The 19,689-nt window shown below is 59.6% G+C and carries 17 protein-coding genes; 11 read left to right on the top strand and 6 right to left on the bottom strand.

Translation table 11 applies throughout. The annotated features are described in order from the left end of the window. Positions 1-105: 105 nt before the first annotated feature. Entirely contained in the window at positions 106-741 is a 636-nt protein-coding gene (locus ACSQ8V_RS36190) for an NADPH-dependent F420 reductase (RefSeq protein WP_436209031.1), read from the bottom strand. Positions 742-856: 115 nt separating this feature from the next. Here ACSQ8V_RS36190 and ACSQ8V_RS36185 point away from each other — a divergent pair, with 115 nt between their 5' ends. Then, positions 857-1,756, top strand: coding sequence for a LysR substrate-binding domain-containing protein (locus tag ACSQ8V_RS36185; protein ID WP_436209030.1), 900 nt, complete (start codon positions 857-859; stop codon positions 1,754-1,756). 604 nt (positions 1,757-2,360) lie between these two features. Here ACSQ8V_RS36185 and ACSQ8V_RS36180 read toward each other — a convergent pair. Beyond that, the gene (locus ACSQ8V_RS36180; protein ID WP_436209260.1) at positions 2,361-3,551 is read right to left on the bottom strand and encodes an MFS transporter; all 1,191 of its coding nucleotides are present in this window, start codon (positions 3,549-3,551) and stop codon (positions 2,361-2,363) included. Between ACSQ8V_RS36180 and ACSQ8V_RS36175 the strand changes: the two genes are divergently transcribed. From ACSQ8V_RS36175 to ACSQ8V_RS36165, 3 genes are all read left to right on the top strand, one after another. Next, entirely contained in the window at positions 3,540-4,529 is a 990-nt protein-coding gene (locus tag ACSQ8V_RS36175; RefSeq protein ID WP_436209259.1) for a LysR family transcriptional regulator, read from the top strand. The genes ACSQ8V_RS36180 and ACSQ8V_RS36175 overlap by 12 nt on opposite strands. 142 nt (positions 4,530-4,671) lie before the next feature. After that, positions 4,672-5,259 (top strand): MFS transporter, encoded by a 588-nt coding sequence (locus ACSQ8V_RS36170; RefSeq protein WP_436209029.1) that lies wholly within the window; start codon positions 4,672-4,674, stop codon positions 5,257-5,259. Then, positions 5,187-5,525, top strand: coding sequence for an NAD(P)-dependent oxidoreductase (locus ACSQ8V_RS36165; protein ID WP_436209028.1), 339 nt, complete (start codon positions 5,187-5,189; stop codon positions 5,523-5,525). Before ACSQ8V_RS36170 ends, ACSQ8V_RS36165 begins: the two co-directional genes overlap by 73 nt. Before the next feature lie 129 nt (positions 5,526-5,654). Here ACSQ8V_RS36165 and ACSQ8V_RS36160 read toward each other — a convergent pair whose 3' ends face one another. Continuing rightward, positions 5,655-6,059: a heme-binding protein gene (locus ACSQ8V_RS36160; protein WP_436209027.1), complete on the bottom strand. Its 405-nt coding sequence runs from the start codon at positions 6,057-6,059 to the stop codon at positions 5,655-5,657. Positions 6,060-6,134: 75 nt separating this feature from the next. Further along, positions 6,135-7,073, bottom strand: a complete 939-nt coding sequence (locus tag ACSQ8V_RS36155) for an SMP-30/gluconolactonase/LRE family protein (protein WP_436209026.1) — start codon at positions 7,071-7,073, stop codon at positions 6,135-6,137. A gap of 253 nt (positions 7,074-7,326) precedes the next feature. Between ACSQ8V_RS36155 and ACSQ8V_RS36150 the strand changes: the two genes are divergently transcribed. The 4 genes from ACSQ8V_RS36150 to ACSQ8V_RS36135 all read left to right on the top strand — a co-directional run bounded on the left by ACSQ8V_RS36150 (position 7,327) and on the right by ACSQ8V_RS36135 (position 14,026). Beyond that, positions 7,327-8,874 carry a UxaA family hydrolase gene (locus ACSQ8V_RS36150; protein ID WP_436209025.1) on the top strand — a complete coding sequence of 516 codons (1,548 nt, stop codon included), beginning with the start codon at positions 7,327-7,329 and terminating at the stop codon, positions 8,872-8,874. A gap of 98 nt (positions 8,875-8,972) precedes the next feature. Beyond that, on the top strand, positions 8,973-10,280 hold the full coding sequence (locus ACSQ8V_RS36145; RefSeq protein ID WP_436209024.1) for an MFS transporter: 1,308 nt from the start codon (positions 8,973-8,975) through the stop codon (positions 10,278-10,280). 74 nt (positions 10,281-10,354) lie between these two features. After that, the gene (locus ACSQ8V_RS36140; RefSeq protein ID WP_436209023.1) at positions 10,355-11,647 is read left to right on the top strand and encodes an MFS transporter; all 1,293 of its coding nucleotides are present in this window, start codon (positions 10,355-10,357) and stop codon (positions 11,645-11,647) included. Between the two features lie 1,212 nt (positions 11,648-12,859). After that, positions 12,860-14,026: a mandelate racemase/muconate lactonizing enzyme family protein gene (locus ACSQ8V_RS36135; RefSeq protein WP_436209022.1), complete on the top strand. Its 1,167-nt coding sequence runs from the start codon at positions 12,860-12,862 to the stop codon at positions 14,024-14,026. 86 nt (positions 14,027-14,112) lie between these two features. Here the strand turns inward: ACSQ8V_RS36135 and ACSQ8V_RS36130 are convergent, their stop codons facing one another. Both ACSQ8V_RS36130 and ACSQ8V_RS36125 read right to left on the bottom strand, forming a co-directional pair. After that, positions 14,113-15,042: a dihydrodipicolinate synthase family protein gene (locus ACSQ8V_RS36130; protein ID WP_436209021.1), complete on the bottom strand. Its 930-nt coding sequence runs from the start codon at positions 15,040-15,042 to the stop codon at positions 14,113-14,115. A gap of 41 nt (positions 15,043-15,083) precedes the next feature. Further along, a complete protein-coding gene (locus tag ACSQ8V_RS36125) occupies positions 15,084-16,085 on the bottom strand; it encodes a 2-hydroxyacid dehydrogenase (protein ID WP_436209020.1) in 1,002 nt (333 codons plus the stop codon). Between the two features lie 159 nt (positions 16,086-16,244). Between ACSQ8V_RS36125 and ACSQ8V_RS36120 the strand changes: the two genes are divergently transcribed. The 3 genes from ACSQ8V_RS36120 to ACSQ8V_RS36110 all read left to right on the top strand — a co-directional run bounded on the left by ACSQ8V_RS36120 (position 16,245) and on the right by ACSQ8V_RS36110 (position 19,656). Next, positions 16,245-17,984 (top strand): IlvD/Edd family dehydratase, encoded by a 1,740-nt coding sequence (locus ACSQ8V_RS36120; RefSeq protein WP_436209019.1) that lies wholly within the window; start codon positions 16,245-16,247, stop codon positions 17,982-17,984. A 52-nt stretch (positions 17,985-18,036) separates the two neighbouring features. Further along, positions 18,037-18,780 carry a GntR family transcriptional regulator gene (locus ACSQ8V_RS36115; RefSeq protein ID WP_436209018.1) on the top strand — a complete coding sequence of 248 codons (744 nt, stop codon included), beginning with the start codon at positions 18,037-18,039 and terminating at the stop codon, positions 18,778-18,780. Positions 18,781-18,849: 69 nt separating this feature from the next. Further along, positions 18,850-19,656, top strand: coding sequence for an NAD-dependent epimerase/dehydratase family protein (locus tag ACSQ8V_RS36110; protein ID WP_436209017.1), 807 nt, complete (start codon positions 18,850-18,852; stop codon positions 19,654-19,656). The last annotated feature ends 33 nt before the right edge of the window (positions 19,657-19,689 follow it).

The following is a 19,689-nucleotide window of genomic DNA, read 5'->3' as shown; positions in this document are numbered from 1 at the left end:
GGTAGCGAAGGTCGGGGCACCATGTGAGATGAATGGTATGGGAAGCGTGGCTGGCACAATGGAATGGCTCTCAGCGGCTGCGACGCATGTCGCAGCACGGATAGATTAGTTTGCCTTCGCGATCCAGGTGGGTGCAATGCCGGTGCCCTGGCCCGCGCCGTATCCAAAGTAGATGTTCAGGCCTGCCAGCGGCTCCAGATAGCGAGCGTTTTTCAAGGCGCCTGCATCGACGGGCCTGAATCCAAGGCTTTCGATAAGAGCCTTGGCGGTTTGCTTCGCACGCTCGCTGTCTCCGGCGAAGAACACCGGTGCGGTCTGTCCATTCGCGAAAACCGGACCGTCGGCCAGTACCTGTGCGAAGAGGGTATTGAACGCCTTGACCAGTTCGACACCGGGCACTGCCTTGGCAATTTCCTCTGCGGCCGACGTGTCGTGTCCGACGACGAGTTCTGAGTAGTCGGCGTTAAGTGGATTGGTTATGTCGATGACAATCTTGCCGGTCAGATCACCTAGACTGCGCAGGGCAGCGACCGCATCGCTATACGCTGTTGCAAGAATGACGACCTCGTTGTTGCCAAGAGCCTCGGTAGCGGGAACGGCGGTCGCGCTGGGATGCCAAGCTGCAAGCCCTTGCGCCTTGGCGAGATCTCGACCGGTGATACGGATCGTGTGCCCTGCCTTGGTAAGTTGCTTGACGAACGCCGATCCCATGTTGCCGGTGCCAATGATGGTGATGTTCATACGGACGACCTTGATAGTTGAAAAATTGTTTCGAGAGTCATCAGTCTATTGATTCACAGATCGCAGATAAATAACTATCATTGAGTCATATAGTTCCAGTTATAGAGACAATAGAATGGATCGTGCACTTGAAATGAGCGTTTTCACGGCGGTTGTCGACGCTGGCAGTTTTGTAGGCGCGAGCGAGACGTTGAGAATGTCGAAGGCCGCAGTGTCGCGCCATGTCGATTCCCTCGAACAGCGTCTGAGCGTTCGTTTATTACAGCGCACCACTCGCCGGCTTTCCCTTACGGAAGAGGGGAGACTTTTCTATCAGCGCTCGAAGGAGGTCTTGTCGGCGTTGGATGACGCCGAATCGGAGGTAACTTCGCGCACGCGCGAGCCGAGCGGGTTGATTCGGGTTAATGTGCCGCTGTCATTCGGCATTACTCACCTTGCGCCGTTGTGGAGTGCTTTTATGGAGGCGAATCCACAGATCGATCTGGACATTACACTTAATGACCGGGTGGTCGATCTGGTGGACGAGGGATATGACCTAGCGGTGCGTATCAGCGTGATGCCGAATTCCATGCTGATCAGTCGCAAGCTGGTTTCGACACGCATGACGTTGTGCGCCTCCCCGGTCTACCTCGAGCAATACGGCACGCCAACGCACCCGCGAGAATTAGTGAAGCACCGTGTGCTCGCCTATACGGACTGGTCGGGCCGCGACGAATGGCATTTTGATGGCCCGGAAGGGACGGTCATTGCACGCACCAAGGCGCGGGTATATTCGAACAATGGCGACACCTGTCGCGCGATCGCGTCGCAGCACGGCGGGATCATATTGCAGCCCAGTTTCATGCTCGACGAAGATCTGCGCCGAGGGCGCCTGATCGAACTTATGCCTGAGTATCGCGCGATCGAGCTTGGCGTGTATGCGGTGTACGCGACACGCAAACAGTTGCCACTCAAAGTACGGCGACTCATCGATTTTCTGGTGGACGCCTTCCGTGATGTTTCGTGGGGAAGTTGATGAACGGGATGTGAAGGAGGGGAATGCACGAGTTTGCGCAAACGAAAAGATGCGATTGCCGTCGATTTCCGTTCGGGATGAATCGGCGACGCTTAAGTGAATGGTCGACATTACGAGTGCGGAGAGAAACCACGGACAGCGCGTTTTCAGATCGATCGGTTCGACGATTTTCCCGTTCCGCAAGACCCAGTTCCAATTCCTGAGCTCCGGCCCGTTCGCGGTGCAGTCCACGGCGTTGCGAATGCCGAACGGCGCCAACACCTTCTCATAGAAATCGATTGATCGGTTCAGGTCGCCGTTCGCTTGGACGACGACAATGCTGTTGTCCGGACATCCTGCTTGACGCCTTCCAACCGACACAGAAACATGATCCAGCATTGCGGGGTACCGGCCTCGTTCAAGCGCCACCGGTGCGCGTTAGCTTGTGGCGGCCAACAACATCCGATGTTGTCATTTCTAGTTTCATCGCGTTGAAGAGATTTGGGCGCTAAACCGATCCATTGCAGCGCCTGGGCATTTGCCCCAGCGACTACTGTAACCGTACGCGCCCACTTTGACCGGTGCGAATACGCAGGCAGATGGCGTAGATTTAGATTGGCCCTGTCTATCTTTTGGTCCATATCAGAACAACGGCACCCGAGGCGAGCAGCATGGCGCCAAGCACCGCCAGGCCGCCGTACATGCTGCCGGTCATACTGCTGGACCAGCCGACGATCACCGGGCTCAAAAAGCCGCCGATCGAACCCGAACTGCTGATGAATGCGATTCCTCCTACCATGGATGCGGTGGACAATTGCGTTGGCGGTATAGTCCAGAACACGCCGATCGCTGCCCATGCGCCTGCTGCCGCGACCGCCAGCAAGACTATGGTTATCGCCACGCTGCTTTCCCCAAGGCTAAGGGAGGCGAGGCTTATCCCTGCTGCGGCTACCGGTACGGCAAAGTGCCAGCGTCGTTCCATGAAGTGGTCCGAGCTGCGTCCGAGCACATACATGGCGACAGCGGAAACCACGAACGGTGCCGACGCCAACAGCCCGATCTGTCCCATGCCAACGCCGAGCTTGCGCAGCATGGTCGGTGCCCACAAGGCGACAGCCTGGGTGCCAGCCAGCGTTGCCATATAGGCGAGGCTGAGAATATAGATATTCCTGTCGCGGAACATGTCCGAGAGCCGGGATCGCCTCGGTACCGCGGCGGTGCCGCGCTCCGCGGCGACCGCGTCGATCACAAAACGCTTTTGCGGCTCTGTCAGCCATTTCGCGTGGTCGGGCCGGTCGTCGATGAGTACGAGATACAGAAGGCCCAACACGATAGCGGGGAGGCCTTCGTAGATAAACAGGATCTGCCAGCCGCGCAGGCCATGCAGACCGTCCAGACTCATCAGCCAACCTGATAGCGGGCTCCCAACTATTCCCGCGATCGACGCACCCATCGTAAATGTAGTCGTGATTCGCCCTCGGCGATGGGCAGGAAACCAGTAGCTGAGATACAGGATGATGCCGGGGAAAAAGCCGGCCTCCGCCGCACCCAATAGGAACCGCATTACGTAATACTCGGTTGGCGAGGAGATGAACGCCATGCCGACCGATATGGAACCCCAGAGAATCATGATCCGGGTCATGGTCGCGCGTGCGCCGATGCGCTCGAGCAAGAAGTTGCTCGGCACCTCGAACAGCAAGTACCCTGCGAAGAAAAGCCCCGCGCCCAGTCCATAGACCGCGTCGCTGAATGACAAGTCCTGAAGGAACTGCAGCTTGGCAAAACCGACGTTCACCCGGTCGATATAGGCAATGATGTATCCGGCGAGAATGAGCGGCAGGATGCGCCGGCTGATCCTTCCCTCAGGCGGCTCGAGCTGTTGATGCAGGTAGCGGACTTCGACAGCTTTTCAAAAGCGGCGACAGTGCTGGGCATCGCGCAACCTGCGCTCGGCAGGCAGATCCAGAAGCTGGAGGAAGAGTGCGGCGTCCGGCTGTTTTATCGGCACGGACGGGGTGTCTCGCTGACGCCCGAGGGAGAAGCGCTGCTTGAACGTGCACGGCCGCTCATGCGGCAGCTTGCGTCCATTCCTGCCGATCTGCAGTCCGAGCGCGACTCTCCGCGCGGGCTGGTGACTGTGGGCCTCACGCCGACCGTGTGCAACCTGTTCGGGCTGAAGCTCGTCAAGGCAACTCGCGAAAGGTACCCGCAACTGCGGGTCAACGTGGTGTCCGGCTACAGCGGGTATGTGCACGAATGGCTGGTCGATGGACGCCTCGACATGGCGATCCTCCACGATGCGCGCCGTTCGTCGACGGTCGCCGTCGACCCGCTCGCCGCAGCCGAATTGTTCTTCATCATGCCGAGCGTGGACCCCGCGTTCGACCTGCCATCTGAGCCGGCGCTTGCGGCTATCAGCAACGTGCCGCTCGTCCTTCCGACCCGCAACCACGGCCTTCGACGCACCCTTGAGTACGCCGCAAGCGACGCCGGCGTGTCCCTGAATGTGGCCTACGAGGTGGACACGCTCGAATTGCTCAAGCAGATCGTGGTTTCCGGACTGGCCTGCACGGTGCTGGCGAAACCGGCCGTGCTCGATGAACTGGCGGCCGGCACCCTCGTCGCGCTCCCGGTGGCGGCGCCGCGACTGCAGACGAAGCTGATGCTGGCAACCGCCGTGCGCCGGCCGATCACGCGCGGCATCCGGCTGGTCGAGCAGGAAATCAAGACGCTGGTAGCTGAACTCGTCGCGGAAAAACCTAACAGGTTCGGACTTTTGCCGATTCCGGCCTGAACGCGCCCGGCGCCCATGCAACAATCACACGCCGGCGGCGAGTCATGCTGTTTCGGCACATCTGCTATACCGCCTGAGCCATTGCTGTTTGTCGGGAGCGATCCAAAGATACGCCCATTACAACAAGCAAGGAGACAGCGGTATGGCAACCGTTACAGCGCCCCGCGCGACGCTATCGGCGGAAGAGCGCAAGGTCATATTGGGGTCCTCGCTGGGGACCGTTTTTGAATGGTATGACTTCTTTATCTACGGCAGCGTCGCCGCCGTTATCGCCAAGCGGTTCTTCTCTGGCGTCAGTCCCAGTTACGGTTTTATCTTCGCGTTGCTGGGCTTTGCGGCGGGCTTCATCGTGCGGCCGCTGGGCGCCGTGATCTTCGGGCGGCTCGGCGATCTCGTCGGGCGCAAGCACACGTTCTTGCTGACGATCGCGGTGATGGGGACGGCTACGTTCCTGACCGGCGTGCTGCCCACCTACGAAACTGTGGGCGTGCTTGCGCCGGTCATGCTGATTGTCCTGCGCATGGTGCAAGGCCTCGCGATCGGCGGCGAATACGGGGGCGCCGCGACCTACGTCGCTGAACATGCGCCAAAGGAACGGCACTTGCCGACGGCCATGAACCGGCACACTCGCGGCAAACGCTGTTCGAGCAATCGGACGTGCTGTCAGTCAACCTGCGGCAAAACGCTTCAACGCTCTCGGTCGTCACTTTTGAAGATCTGTCCCGCATGAAGCCTTCCAGCTTGTTCGTCAATACGAGCCGGGCGGGCGTGGTTGCACCGGGCGCGCTTTTAAATGCGCTCAAGCTAGGGCGCCCGGGGATGGCCGCACTCGATGTGTATGACGAGGAGCCGTTGTCACACGACGATCCGCTCCTGGGCATGGAGAACTGCGTGTGTTCGCCTCACATCGGCTACGTCGAGAAGCACAGCTACGAGGTCCTGTTCGGCTCCGCGTTCGCGAACCTTATTGCTCATTTGAAGCAGGAGCGTGGTTAAGCCTTACTACACGGCACTGTCACGTTGAATCGTTTGATGGCGCAAAAGCGCAGCTCGGCGGCAACCTCCAATCTGTTTCGCTTGATCATTTGACTCATCATGCGCTCCAACAAAATCAAGTATTGATAGTCAGCCGTTGAGACTGTTTGCGGCCGCCTTGGCCACTTGTGAATCCTGATCCGGCTTTACGCCTGATACGCCGACCGCGCCCACAACCTGTCCGTCGACCACGATGGGCACGCCGCCTTCCAGCGTCGTGACGAGTGGTGCGCTCAGAAATGCGGTTCGGCCGCCGTTGATCATGTCTTCGTATTGCTTCGTTTCACGTCGGCCGAGCGCTGCGGTGCGGGCTTTCTCGGTCGCGATGTAAGCACCAATCGGGGCGCACCCATCGAGGCGAAGCAGGGCGAGCGGATGGCCGCCGTCATCGACCACGGCGATCGCGACGTTCCATAGATTTTTCCCGGCTTCCGCGCGTGCTGCTTCGAGGATTTGCGTCGCTTCGATAACGGTCAATACGGCTTTGCTTTGCATATCTGCAGTTCTCAAGTCAAAAGTGTTTTAGCCGGCGCATGCCGGCGTTAGAGATAGGGTTTATCGCGCCACGGATCATCCGCCCGACGCGCCCTGCGTATTCACGTGCACCGCATAAATGGATTGCGACGACGCCATGAACAACCGGTTACGTGCGCGTCCGCCAAAGCATAGATTCGCGCAGCGCTCTGGCAGCGCGATCCGGCCGATGATCTTTCCTTGCGGTGAGATCACCATGACCCCATCGAGTTCATCATTGCCCATGCCCCAACCGCACCACAGATTACCGTCGATGTCCGCACGCATTCCGTCAATTGTCCCGGCGCCTGCATCATAGAAAACCCGGCCTTGACCGATCCTGCGACCGTCCGAATCCATTTCATAAACATGGATCATCCGGTTCGGTACGCCGCGCGACTCGATGATGTACAGCAGTTTCTCGTCGGGTGAAAAGCACAAACCATTCGGCCCTTTCAACTCGCGCGTCACGACAGACGCTTGCCCGGTCACGCCATCTATCCGATACACCGAGTGCGGCAATTCCTGTTCGGCCTTGAGCCCCTCGTAATGTCCCTGAATGCCCATTGGCGGATCAGTGAACCAGATCGAACCGTCCGATTTCACCACGAGGTCGTTCGGTGAATTAAGTGGTTTGCCGTCGAAGGAATCAAGGAGGACGGTAATGCTGCCGTCGTACTCGGTGCGCGTGACACGGCGGCCATGCTCGCACGTGACGAGTCGTCCTTGCCGATCGCGCGTATTGCCATTGGCGTAGTTGGAGGGCTTGCGAAACACGCTGACCACGCCCGTTTCCTCTTCCCATTTCAGCATCTGGTTGTTCGGGATATCGCTCCAGAGAAGATAGCGGCCGTCGCCGAACCACACCGGGCCTTCGGTCCAACGGTAACCGGTAGCCAGCCGCTCGACGGCTGAAAACGCCACCCGGTATTTGTCGAAGGAAGGGGCCAGGGAAATCACGCGAGGGTCGGGGTATCGGTCAGCCTGTTGCCACATTTCACTCTCCTGTCGTGCGTTCCGCCTCTCCGTCAAGCCGGCGGCGAAGCGGTAGTATAAATCAAATGAGTAAGCGCTTTCTCTTGAAATTACGACTGGATTCTCATAATATGCTTGTATTCTATGAATTTTCGTCGGTAGTGCGGCAGTAAAAATGAGTCGAAATGGTTTTTTGAGAAAGCGATTACTTTTGATTCGCCCCCTTGTTGCGCATTCCCGACAGCCGGTCGAAATTTTTTAAGGTCAATGCCTGATGATCGAGATGTCCAGCAAGAACGTAACCGGGCCGGTTATCCGGCTGCACTGCGCCGATAACGTGGTGATTGCACGCATCGACGTCGCCATCGGCACCCCGGTACCGTCAGAAGATTTTGTTTGCCGCAGCCAGGTAACCGCGGGATACAAGATCGCGGCAAGACAAATTCGCAAAGGCGAGCCGATTCGTAAGTACAACGTGGTAATTGGCTTCGCTGCGACGGATATCGCGCCGGGCACGATGGTGCATAGTCATAACGTAGAGTTCCGCGAGTTTGATCGGGATTACGCATTTGGTGCGGATTACCGGCCGGTCGAGATGGTGCCCGAGGCCGAGCGTGCCACCTTCCAGGGAATCGTGCGGGATAACGGTGAAGTCGCCACGCGCAATTACATCGGCGTGTTGTCGACGGTCAATTGTTCGGCCACGGTCGTGCACAAGATCGCGGAGTGGTTCACGCCCGAGCGGCTGGCGGACTATCCCAACGTAGACGGCGTGGTCGCGTTCAGTCACTCGATCGGTTGTGGCATGGAGATGAGCGGCGAGCCGATGGCGCTGTTGCGCAGGACCATGGCCGGTTACGCCCGCCATCCCAATCTCGCCGCGGCGCTGATCGTCGGGCTGGGCTGTGAGCGCAATCAACTGGCTGGACTAATGGATCAGGAAGACCTGAAGGCAGATTCCCGGCTGCACACTTTCATCATGCAGGAGAGCGGGGGCACCCGTCGGACCATCGAGGCAGGCGTGGCTGCGGTACAGGCGCTGCTCCCCGAGGCCAATCGTGTGAAGCGTACGACAGTGTCCGCGAGTCACCTCAAAATTGGCCTGCAATGCGGCGGTTCCGACGGCTTCTCGTCTATCACCGCCAATCCTTCGCTCGGCGCCGCAATGGATCTGCTGGTACGTCATGGCGGCACGGCGATCCTCTCTGAAACCCCCGAAATCTACGGCGTTGAACATACGCTGACCCGGCGTGCCGTCAGTCGCGAAGTCGGCGAAAAACTGGTCGAGCGGATCCGCTGGTGGAAGGACGAGTATTCGGTCGGTCGAGACGTCCAGATCAACGGGCAGGTCAGCCCTGGCAACCAGGTGGGGGGACTGGCAAACATCTTCGAGAAGTCGATTGGATCATCGATGAAAGGTGGGACCGGCCCGCTGATGGAGGTATATCGATACGCGGAGCCGGTGAAGAAACACGGTCTCGTGTTCATGGATACACCCGGTTTCGATCCGGTCTCGGCGACGGGCCAGATTGCCGGCGGCGCGAACCTGATCGCCTTCACCACGGGCCGCGGTTCAATGTTCGGCGCGAAGCCCGTGCCATCGCTCAAGCTCGCCACCAACACGCCGATGTACAACCGCCTCACTGAAGACATGGATCTGAACTGCGGCGGCATTCTTGACGGCGTCGCGTCGATCGAAAGTACAGGCCGGGAAATCTTCGACGCACTCCTGGCAGCCGCGTCGGGCGAGCGGACAAAGAGCGAAGTGCTAGGGCTGGGCGACCACGAATTCGTACCGTGGCAGATCGGCATCATGAGTTGAGCACGTGCGCTTCAGCGTATGAGCCGGGCGAACAGCCATTTACACAATAAGTAAGCTGCCGCCCGGCAACCGGTCAAACAGAATAGCGGAGACAACCCTTGAGTACTCAAACCTCGACCGTACGAATACCTGACAGCGCGGCAAGCAACTCGATCTACACGCGGGTGACCTGGCGCTTCATGCCCTTGCTGTTTGTTTGCTATGTCGTGGCCTATCTGGACCGGGTCAATGTGGGCTTTGCCAAGCTTCAGATGCTCAGCGACCTGCATTTCAGCGAGGCGATGTATGGTTTCGGCGCCGGGATCTTTTTCATCGGCTATTTCTTCTTTGAGGTGCCGAGCAACTTGCTGCTGCATCGGCTCGGCGCGCGTCGATGGATTGCCAGGATCATGCTCACGTGGGCCGTTCTCTCGGCGGCGACCGCATGGGTCAGCACGCCCACGATGTTCTACGTATTGCGCTTCTTTCTCGGCGTGGCCGAAGCGGGTTTCTTTCCGGGGCTCGTGCTGTATCTCACCTATTGGTATCCAGCACACCGGCGCGGCAAGATGGTTGCTTTCCTGATGGCGGGCAACCCCGTGGCGGGCATTGTCGGCGGGCCCATATCAGGCTTCATCATGCAGCGTCTCGCGGGTAATTCGGGGCTTGCGGGCTGGCAGTGGCTGTTCATTCTGGAGGCCATTCCCGCGCTGTTTCTTGCGATCATCATTTTCTGGTTCCTCGATGACCGGGTGAAGGACGCCAAGTGGCTGCCGCTCCATGAGCGCGAATTCATCGCGTCGGAAATTGAAGCGGAAGCGCGCACCAAGAGCCACGGTTCTGTACGCGGAGTGTTCACGTCGCTCAAGGTCTGGCTCATGTGCGCGATCCTGTTCGGTATTGTGATGGGCTCGTATGCCGTGGGTTTCTGGCAACCGACCATCATCAAGGGTTCAGGCATCACCGACGCCTTTACCATTGGCCTGCTCACCGTCGTGCCTTATCTCGTAGCCTTGATTTCGATGGTCCTGGTTGGCCGCCATGCGGACCGCACACGCGAACGCCGCTGGCACGTTGTCGTGCCGCAATGCGTAGCGGCTGCGGGTTTCGTGATCTGCGCCTACGCGGGCAACAACACCTATATTGCGTTGTTGGGTCTGACGCTCGCCGCCTCGGGCGTGATTACCGCCTTGCCGATGTTTTGGGCCTTGCCGACGTCGTTTCTCGGTGGTGCGGGTGCAGCAGCAGGCATCGCATTGATCAATTCCACCGGCAATCTGGCCGGCTTTGTCAGCCCGGCGCTGGTCGGATGGCTGAAGACCGTCACGCATTCACTCGATTCCAGCCTGTTCCTGATTGCGGGGTCGCTGCTCGTGTCCGCCTGTCTTATCCTGACGCAGCTTCCCGCCAGGCTAGTGAACAAGTAGTCAGTCCATGTCACTCGTCAGAAGTGCCAGTTCATAAATTTTGGAATCCTTATTTACTACGATGTGGAGACAACATGAAGACTGGCAGGTATCGCTACGTGGTCGCCTTGCTGCTATTTATCGCGGGCGCGATCAACTACATGGATCGGGCTGCGCTTGGCGTAGTCGCGCCCATCATCAACAAGGAGCTGAGTCTTTCTCCCTCGCAACTTGGGGTTGTGTTCAGCAGCTTTTTCTTCGGCTATTCCATCTTCGCGTTTGTAGGCGGTCAACTGGCCGACAAGTACGGACCTCGCCGGGTTTTCTCCTGGGCGATGGGGAGCTGGTCGATCCTCTGCGGGCTCACCGCGGCCGTGACCGGATTCGGCACGCTGCTGATTGCGCGCGCGTTGTTCGGCTTCGGCGAAGGGCCGATGAACTCGACGACCAACCGGACCATCACCAACTGGTTCCCCCGCCACGAAACAGCGACCATGGTTGGCTTTACGTTTTCGGGCCAGACGGTAGGCAGTGCGATCGCAGGCCCGGTGGTCGGACTGATCGCCATTGCTTATGGCTGGCGCACATCGTTTGTGATCATCGCGGCGCTCGGGCTGGTGTGGATCGTCGCGTGGCGCATTTTCGCGACCGACCGGCCCGCTGAGAACGCCCGGGTCAGCGATGCCGAACGCGAGCTGGTCGAAGCGAGCCGCAGCGCGGCGCATCCGGCGGAAGGCGGCGACGAAACCACGCCGCTGCGCAGCTACCTGTTTCGTCCGAGCACACTCGCGCTCGGAGTCGGTCTGTTCGCGGTGAACTACACGTTATTCGTATTCATTTCGTGGATGCCGAGCTATTTCACTAACGCGCTGCATCTGGACATGGCGCACATGAGTGTCCTGAGCGCGGTGCCGTGGGCGTGCGGCGGGATCGGATATTTCGGCGGTGGCCTGCTTGCCGACGCTTACTTCAAGCGTGTGAACAACAAGCTGCTGGCACGCAAGGTCTCGGCTACGGTGCCGCTCGCACTGTCGGGTCTTGCGTTGCTGGGAGTCAGCATGGTTGATTCCGTCACGCCCGCAGTGATACTCGTCGCGTGCGCCGTGATGTTCCTGACGGCTTCGTCGCAGGCGTGCTGGGCTGTGATGCATGAGCTTGTGCCCGGCAGGCATCTGGGTGGCGTGAGCGGCTTTGTTCACCTGATGAGCAACATTTCGGGGATCGTCGGGCCCACCATGATGGGAATCGCTGTCCAGTACTTCGGTGGTTACAGCAGCGGCTTTGTACTCGGTGCAGTGATCGATCTGATCGGTGTGCTGGCCATGCTGCTGGTGATTGGCCGGCGGGCCGCAGATAAGGCGGCCGAAGGGCAGTCCACTACCGCATAGCCGTTTTCGTTCGCACTCGGGGTTCGCTTTTCGGGTTTGCGAGTGGGGCTTGGGCGGTGCGGATGGTGGTTGGGGTTCGTGCTGGGTTGGTTGGTTCTGGATTAGTGGCCGGGTTTGGTGCCGGGTTGCTAGGTTTTGGGGTTAGCGATGCTGGGTCAGTGCCGGGTTGCTGCTTTCGGCCTTAGTGGTCTGCGTGCGTTAGATGTTTTCTTTATCACTATTAGCCACTGCGCGTGGCGGCGCGTCATTTCTTTGTCCAAAGCGACAAAGAAACGAAGCAAAGAAAACGCTTTTAACCGCACTAGCCTAAGTGTCCACAGCGTGCAGTTTTCATTCATAGGTGCCCCAAAAGCACGGTGCTCGCCAGAGCGAAGGGTGTTTGAAACCCTCCTTCTCGCGAATCCTGACACGAACACGCTTCGCCCCGTACGCTCTCGGGCGAGCACGATTGCCAAGGAAACTTGCACGGCCCTCCGTGTACGTGTGGCTTCATTTTTTTGTGGGTTAGCTGAGGAGTCTGCGCTGCTGACTTCGTAGGTCACGGTCTCAGGCGTGTTTGCGACATCTTTTTTTGTAGGTTGCCTGCATAGTCAGCATGGCTGTCTTCGTAGTAGCGGCACCACGCGTATTTACTGTTTTCAGTTTGCTTCAGTTTGCTTCAGTTTGGGACGGTTGGTCTGGTGTGCGGGTCTATTTCGTTGGTCAGGGCCTCACGCATTTCAGCGGCTTTGTTTCTTGGTGGGTTGGCTGTGTGGTTCGAAGTGCGTACAAATTCGGTGGGTGGTTTACGCGGATAGCGCGGGGTGTACCGTGGGCAGATTCAATCACTGGCGGCGAAGCGTGTGGGTATCCGTGTTCGGAGAAAGAGGGGTTCACACATCCGTGGCTCTGGCGAGCACCGTGCTTTTGGGGCACCTATGAATGAAAACTGCACGCTGTGGACACTTAGGGTAGCGTGGTTTAAAAGCGTTTTCTTTGCTTCGTTTCTTTGTCGCTTTGGACAAAGAAATGACGCGCTGCCACGCGCAGTGGCTAATAGTGATAAAGAGATTAGCCAACCTAAGTACATCACGAACCGTGAAAGCAACAACCCGGCATTGACTCCGACCGCTAACTTAAGCAACACCAACCCAGCGTCGACCAACGCCCAAGCCCAACCTGCAAACCCAAAATCAAACCCCAAGTGCGAACGAAACCAATTGAGCTATTGCCATGAATCAAGCCATCTTTGAACCTCATCAAGCCGACTATCAGACAGCGTCGCGGATCGTTTCGGTGGAGGCGCGTACCATCCGCGTGCCGCTCGACCGCCACACTGCATTTTCGACGCGGCTCGTTACGGCCCGCAACTACACGGTCGTGCGCGTTACCACGGCCGACGGCCGGCACGGCATCGGATTTTGCTATAGCGGCAGCCGTGCGGGCATGCTGGTCACCTACGCCGTGCGCGAGCTGTTTGCGCCCCTGTTGCATGGACGATCCGCCCTCGATGTCGAAGGCCTGTGGCGCGCAATGTACGACGAGTCGTTGCTGCAAGGCCGCGCGGGATCGGTCATGCGGGCGCTCTCCATCATTGACATTGCGATGTGGGACAGGAACGCGCGAGCCGCTGGCTTGCCGTTGAGCCGCTATCTCGGCGGGACGTCGAGCGCAACCGTGCCGGCGTATGCCAGCGGTGGCTATTACGTCGAGGGCAAGACCCCGGAGCATCTCGGCGAGGAGATGGCGAGCTACGTGGCGCTGGGATTTCGCGCAGTGAAGATGAAAGTAGGACGACTTAATCTGCGGGGTGAAGAAGCCCGGATCAAGGCGGCAAGGGAGGCGATTGGTGACGACATACTGCTGATGCTCGATGCCAACAACGCCTGGTCCGATGTTCCAACCGCGCTGGAATACATGCGCCGGTACGAGCCGTTCAACCCTTACTGGATAGAAGAGCCGTTCAGTCCGGACGACATCGAGAGCCATGCGCAACTGAGCCGGCGCACACCGGTGACGGTTGCAACCGGCGAGATTGAAGCGGGACGCTGGCGTCATCAGGAGTTGCTCGATAAACGCGCGGCGATGATCCTTCAATCGGATGCGGCGGTGTGTGGCGGGATCAGCGAATGGCGGCGGATTGCGGCCTCGGCGGCGGCCGTGGGTGTGACCATGTGCCCGCACTGGTTTCACGATCTGCACGTGCACCTGGTGGCATCGACGTCCAATGCGCGCTATGTCGAATTTTTCCCTGATGACCAGGTGCTGAATTTTCGCCGACTGGTGGATACGCAACTGGAGTTCGCGGACGGCAGGCTGACGGTGCCAACGCGTCCCGGCCTGGGCTTCGATTTCGACGAGGCAGCACTCAACGAATACGCGCTGGACGACTGGGCTTGAGAGGAGATGTAAGAAATAAGTAAGCAAAACTAAACGTTTCACCGCCGGTTGTGCACGCCGCCGGCGGTTTTTTACTTTATGCCGCTTTATGCTGTTACTTCGATCCCGGGCATCGAGAAGCCGATCTTGTGCAGTGCCGAAGCGAGCGCGTCGCATTGCGCTTCTGTCAGATCAACGAGGGGCGGGCGTACGACACCCCACTCGGGATCATTCGAATAAACGCCGATCGCGGCTTTAAGCGCAGGGATCATTGGAAACTTGGCGAACACCGCACGCGTGGCGTCGAGTGCTGTCTGGCGCGCATCGGCGTCATCCGACTGCCAGTGACTATACAGCTCCACAATAGCCGCGGGATTGACATTGCCGGTTGCCGTGATACAGCCGGCGCCGCCCGAGCGCATTGTGGCCAGCAGGAAGGTCTCGCTGCCGGCGAACACATCGAAGCCAAGCGGTTGGAAGCGCTCAAGCATCGCCTGAGTGTTGCTCCAGTCACCTGAGCTGTCCTTCACGCCGGCGATGACGCCCGGGAACTCCTTCAACAGCCGTTCGATCAACCCAAGGCTTAGCGGCACCTGGGACACTGGCGGAATGTGATACAGGTAGATGCGCAGTGCATCCGAACCCACCCGTTCGACGATCTGCGCATAACTGCGAAACAGGCCTTCGTCGGTGACGCCCTTGTAGTAGAACGGCGGCAGCATCAGGACATGGTTGACGCCCAGCGAGAGCGCATGGCGCGTCAGTTCCACTGTGTCCGTGAGTGCCGAACATCCCGTGCCCGGCATCAGGCGATCGATAGGAATCTGCGCGCCAACCAGCGTTTCGAGCAGTTTCTTTTTCTCGTTGACCCCGAGCGAATTCGCTTCCGAATTCGTACCGAACACGGCGAGTCCCACATCCTGTTCGATAAGCCATCGGCAGTGGCGAACATAGCGGTCGTAAGCAGGGAGAAGGTCTTTTGTGAACGGCGTGACCACGGGCGAATAGACGCCGCGGGGTCGGTTGGCAGAAGTCATCACGTGTTCCTTTTCATTGAAGCGAGGGTGTTTCGCGCTATTCAGCCAGCGAGACGTCGGGACGACGAGCGAGCTTCGAGCGCTTCGGGATTTACACAGGTCGAGGAGAGATTGCCGTCGAGTGCGCCGATGAGATTGCGCGCGGCACGCATGGCCATGTTCTCGCGCGTCTGCTGCGTAGCGGATCCAATGTGCGGCACAGCAACCACGTTAGGCAATTGCAGCAGTGGCGAGTCAGGCGACAAGGGCTCGCGCTCGAACACATCGAGACCGGCGCCGAGAATGCGGCGTTCACGCAAATGCTCGATGAGGGCAGCTTCGTCGACGACCTGTCCGCGCGAACAGTTGATGAGAATGGCCGACGGCTTCATCGCGCCAAGCTCGGCGCTCCCGATAAGACCCTCGGTGGCGTAAGAAAGCGGGACGAGCAGGCAAATAAAATCGGCGCTCGCCAGCAGCTCCGGGAGCGGCCGCCATTGCGCGCGATAACGCTGCTCCGCGTCATGATTGCGAGAGCGATTGGAATAGATCACGTCCATGCCGAAGCCGAGGGCAGCGCGCTTGGCGACCGCACTGCCAATCCGCCCCAGTCCGACGATCCCAAGCGTTTTGTGATGCACATCGACACCAAACTGCGCCTCGCCGACAGAACGTATCCACTGGCCGCGCCGGGTCCAGTCGGCTAGCTCGGAGATGCGGCGCGCGGTGGCGAGGATCAGACTGAAGACGAGATCGGCGGTAGTTTCCGTGACTTCGTCCGGCGTATTGGTGAGGAGGATGCCGCGGCGCGAGAGTTCGGGGACGTCGAAGGCGTCAAAGCCGGCCGAGATGGTGGAGGCAGCCTCAAGCAAGGGCGCTGCATTGAGGAGATCCGGGGTTATCTTGAGATTGTTGCCAATGATCCCGTGAGCCGAGGCGAGCGCGCGCCGGAATGGCGCAAGGTCGCCGCCGGAAGAAATGTCGACCTCATCGACGCAACAGCGCTCGCGAAGAAGACCGGACACGGCAGGAGGCAACTGACGATAGGCCACGACATGCTTCATGAAGACCTCGGGGACGAATGCGGTGTAAAGAGAGTCGAAAGGAAAGTCGAAAGGCGGCAGATAACAGTCAAAAAAGAACCGCTTGCGAAAGCACTATAGATATCGTTAAGATTGCCGTCAAGATTATCAATAATTTCATCGACGATTTTGGGGCGGCACATGAGCGAGAAGAAAACGGGCTTGCGGCAGGGCCTGACGAACTACGGTGATGAGGGTTTCTCGCTGTTCCTGCGCAAGGCATTCATCAAGGGCGCGGGGTATACGGACGACGCGCTGTCGCGCCCGATCGTGGCAATTGCAAACACGGGCAGTGCCTACAACCCCTGTCACGGCAACGCGCCGCAACTGATTGAAGCGGTCAAGCGCGGCGTGATGCTGGCGGGCGGCCTGCCGGTCGAATTTCCGACGATCTCGATCGCTGAAAGTTTTTCGCATCCGACCAGCATGTATTTGCGCAACCTGATGTCGATGGATACGGAGGAGATGATCCGGGCCCAGCCCATGGATGCGGTGGTGCTGATCGGCGGGTGCGACAAAACCGTCCCGGCCCAACTGATGGGCGCGGCCGCGGCGGGCGTTCCCGCCATTCAACTGGTGACCGGCGCGATGCTCACGGGTTCGCATCGGGGCGAGCGGGTCGGGGCATGCACGGACTGCCGTCGCTTCTGGGCGAGTTTTCGTGGCGATCAGATTGATGAGGCCGAGATCGAAGCCGTCAACAATCAGCTCGTTGCAACGGTCGGGACCTGCTCGGTGATGGGCACGGCAAGCACGATGGCCTGCATTGCAGAAGCCTTGGGGATCATGCTGCCAGGCGGCGCGTCGGCGCCTGCCGTGACGGCCGACCGGATTCGCATCGCCGAGCGCACCGGCGCGCAGGCCGTGGCGATGATCGGGAAAAACTTGAGTCCCGCAGCCATCCTGACACCGAAAGCGATCGAAAACGCGTTGCGGGTGCTGCTCGCGATTGGCGGTTCGACCAACGGCATCATTCACCTCACGGCGATTGCCGGCCGGCTCGGCATTCGTATCGACCTTGCACGGCTTGATCAAATGGCGCGCGAAACGCCGGTGCTGGTCGATTTGAAGCCGTCGGGACAGCACTACATGGAGGACTTGCATCGCGCCGGCGGTTTGACTACGGTCATGCGCGAGATGAAAGACCTTCTGCATCTCGACGCGCTCACCGTGACTGGCCGCACGCTCGGCGAGGAGCTGGACGCTGCGCCTGCGAGCTTTCCGCAAGACGTGGTGCGCCCGTTTGATCGCCCGATTTTTCCGCAAGGCGGAATTGCCGTGCTGCGCGGCAACCTCGCGCCGGGCGGCGCGATCATCAAGCAGTCTGCGGCAAGCGCCACGCTGATGGAGCACGAAGGCCGGGCCGTCGTATTCGAGGACGCTGAGGATTTGGCTCGTCGTATCGACGATCCGGAACTGGATGTGGAGGCGCACGACATACTCGTGCTCAAGCGGATCGGTCCGGTGGGTGCACCGGGGATGCCGGAGGCGGGTTACATTCCGATCCCGCGCAAGCTCGGTCGCCTGGGTGTCAAGGACATGGTGCGCATTTCGGATGGCCGCATGAGCGGCACGGCGTCCGGTACGGTGGTCCTGCACGTGACACCGGAAGCGGCCATTGGCGGTCCGCTCGCAATCGTACAAACGGGCGACCGGATTCGCCTGAGCGTCGCAAAACGGTCAATCGAACTCGCGCTCGGTGACGAGGAAATTGCGGCGCGTCTCGCCGCATTACCCGCGCGCCAGGTCGATCCCGACGAGCGGGGATATCGCAAGCTCTTCCTGACCACGATTACTCAGGCCGACGAGGGCTGTGACTTCGATTTTCTCCAGGCGTCCCGAATGACCGCGACCGTTCCCGGCGACGGAAACAAGGCTTGACGGCCACATTTTCGTATAGGCTCGCGGCTTAGATCATTTTGCGGATCCTTTTATGAGCAACGCTGCCAAATCCAGACTCTCCAATGCACCCGCCGCGAAGGCGGTCGAGCGCGATCGCAATATCGACGAAACGATGCGTAGCGTCTCCGATGAACTCGAGGAGCAAATCGTCCTCGGCGTTCTGCATCCGCGCGAACGGCTTGTGGAAGACGATTTGTGCGAGCGCTTCAACCTGAAGCGCCACGTCGCGAGGCAGGTGCTGGCGGAAGTGGAGCGGCGCGGGCTGGTGGAACGCCGCAAGAACGTCGGCGCGGTGGTCAAGTCGTACACCCCACGCGAGGTCATCGAGCTGTACGCACTGCGCGAACTGCTCGAAGCAGACGCGGCGAGGCGTATCGTTTTTCCGGTGAGTAGCGAAGCGCTCGACGCTTTGGATGCCATTCAGGCAGAGCACGACGAAGCGGCCGACGCCGGCGATTTGCGGCGCGTGTTCCGCGCGAACATGGCGTTTCATCACGCGTTCTTTGCGCTCTCGGAAAGCCAGGTCCTGACGGAAGCGATTCGTGAGTATGAACGCCGCACGCATGCCATCCGCTCGGTATCGATCGTATTTCCGCAGTACCTGGAGAAGGCGCGCGCCGAGCATCACCAGATGATCGAGGCGCTGAGGACCGCAGACCGGGAATCGCTGATCAAGTTATGTCGGGAGCACCTGGTGCCATCGCGCGATGCGTATCTTGAAGCGCATCACCGCCGCTCGATCGGCTATGCCACGCAGAAAAGCACGGCGGAATAAGGGTACGCGAATGAGCCCCCGGTAAGCCCACGAATAATCCCATTTACCCGATTCACAGGGAGACTATCAATGACTCGAGTACTGATCACCGGTGCGGCCGGCCACATTGGCCGCGTGCTTCGTGCCGGGTTCCAGGGCCACTACGCGTTGCGCCTGGCCGACATCGCGCCGCAGGCCGAAGCGCAGGACGGTGAGGAAATCGTGACCGCGGACATCACGAAGCTGGAGGATCTTCTTCCAGTCATGGAAGGGGTCGACGTGGTCGTCCATCTTGCCGGTATACCCGACGAGGATCGCTGGGAACGCATCCGCGATATGAACATTGAAGGCTGCTACAACGTGTTCGAAGCGGCGCGGCAAGCGGGCGTCAAGCGCGTGGTGTTCGCGAGTTCGAACCATGCAGTGGGTTTTCATCGACGCGACCGCATGATCGACAACGCAGTCGAGCCGCGCCCGGACAGCCGCTACGGCATCTCGAAGGTGTTCGGCGAAGCGCTCGGCCGGATGTACGCCGATAAACACGGCATGTCGGTCGCGTGCATCCGCATCGGGTCGTTTCGCCCCGACGACCAGCCAACCGCGCCGCGGCACCTCTTTACCTGGATCAGTCATCGCGACATGGTGCAGGTGGCGCGCCGATGTATTGACCATCCGGAGTTTCACTTCGCGGTCGTCTATGGCGTGTCCAATAACGCGCGCAATCACTGGGATAACGCCAACGTGCGCTATCTCGGGTTCGTGCCCGAAGACGATGCCGAATTGCACGCGGCCGAGATCGCTGCAACAGGCGCGGCCGAAGACGCGCGCGAAGCGCTGTTTCACGGCGGCTTCGGCTGCCTGGTCGAATTCGACGGCGAGCCGCTTCGAATCGATTGAATATGACGGTCCATCGTCGGGAGGCGCGCCTCG

Origin of the sequence: Caballeronia sp. LjRoot31 (assembly GCF_964253885.1) — a bacterium.
Classification (GTDB): Bacteria; Pseudomonadota; Gammaproteobacteria; order Burkholderiales; family Burkholderiaceae; genus Caballeronia.
Note: the sequence above shows the minus strand (reverse complement) of the source record. Positions and strands in the feature narration are given on the sequence as shown.

Coding starts and splice junctions, on each gene's coding strand:
- ACSQ8V_RS36190 (WP_436209031.1), bottom strand. CDS start 741: ATGAACATCACCATCATTGGCACCGGCAACATGGGATCGGCGTTCGTC.
- ACSQ8V_RS36185 (WP_436209030.1), top strand. CDS start 857: ATGGATCGTGCACTTGAAATGAGCGTTTTCACGGCGGTTGTCGACGCT.
- ACSQ8V_RS36170 (WP_436209029.1), top strand. CDS start 4,672: ATGGCAACCGTTACAGCGCCCCGCGCGACGCTATCGGCGGAAGAGCGC.
- ACSQ8V_RS36160 (WP_436209027.1), bottom strand. CDS start 6,059: ATGCAAAGCAAAGCCGTATTGACCGTTATCGAAGCGACGCAAATCCTC.
- ACSQ8V_RS36155 (WP_436209026.1), bottom strand. CDS start 7,073: ATGTGGCAACAGGCTGACCGATACCCCGACCCTCGCGTGATTTCCCTG.
- ACSQ8V_RS36150 (WP_436209025.1), top strand. CDS start 7,327: ATGATCGAGATGTCCAGCAAGAACGTAACCGGGCCGGTTATCCGGCTG.
- ACSQ8V_RS36140 (WP_436209023.1), top strand. CDS start 10,355: ATGAAGACTGGCAGGTATCGCTACGTGGTCGCCTTGCTGCTATTTATC.
- ACSQ8V_RS36135 (WP_436209022.1), top strand. CDS start 12,860: ATGAATCAAGCCATCTTTGAACCTCATCAAGCCGACTATCAGACAGCG.
- ACSQ8V_RS36130 (WP_436209021.1), bottom strand. CDS start 15,042: ATGACTTCTGCCAACCGACCCCGCGGCGTCTATTCGCCCGTGGTCACG.
- ACSQ8V_RS36125 (WP_436209020.1), bottom strand. CDS start 16,085: ATGAAGCATGTCGTGGCCTATCGTCAGTTGCCTCCTGCCGTGTCCGGT.
- ACSQ8V_RS36120 (WP_436209019.1), top strand. CDS start 16,245: ATGAGCGAGAAGAAAACGGGCTTGCGGCAGGGCCTGACGAACTACGGT.
- ACSQ8V_RS36115 (WP_436209018.1), top strand. CDS start 18,037: ATGAGCAACGCTGCCAAATCCAGACTCTCCAATGCACCCGCCGCGAAG.
- ACSQ8V_RS36110 (WP_436209017.1), top strand. CDS start 18,850: ATGACTCGAGTACTGATCACCGGTGCGGCCGGCCACATTGGCCGCGTG.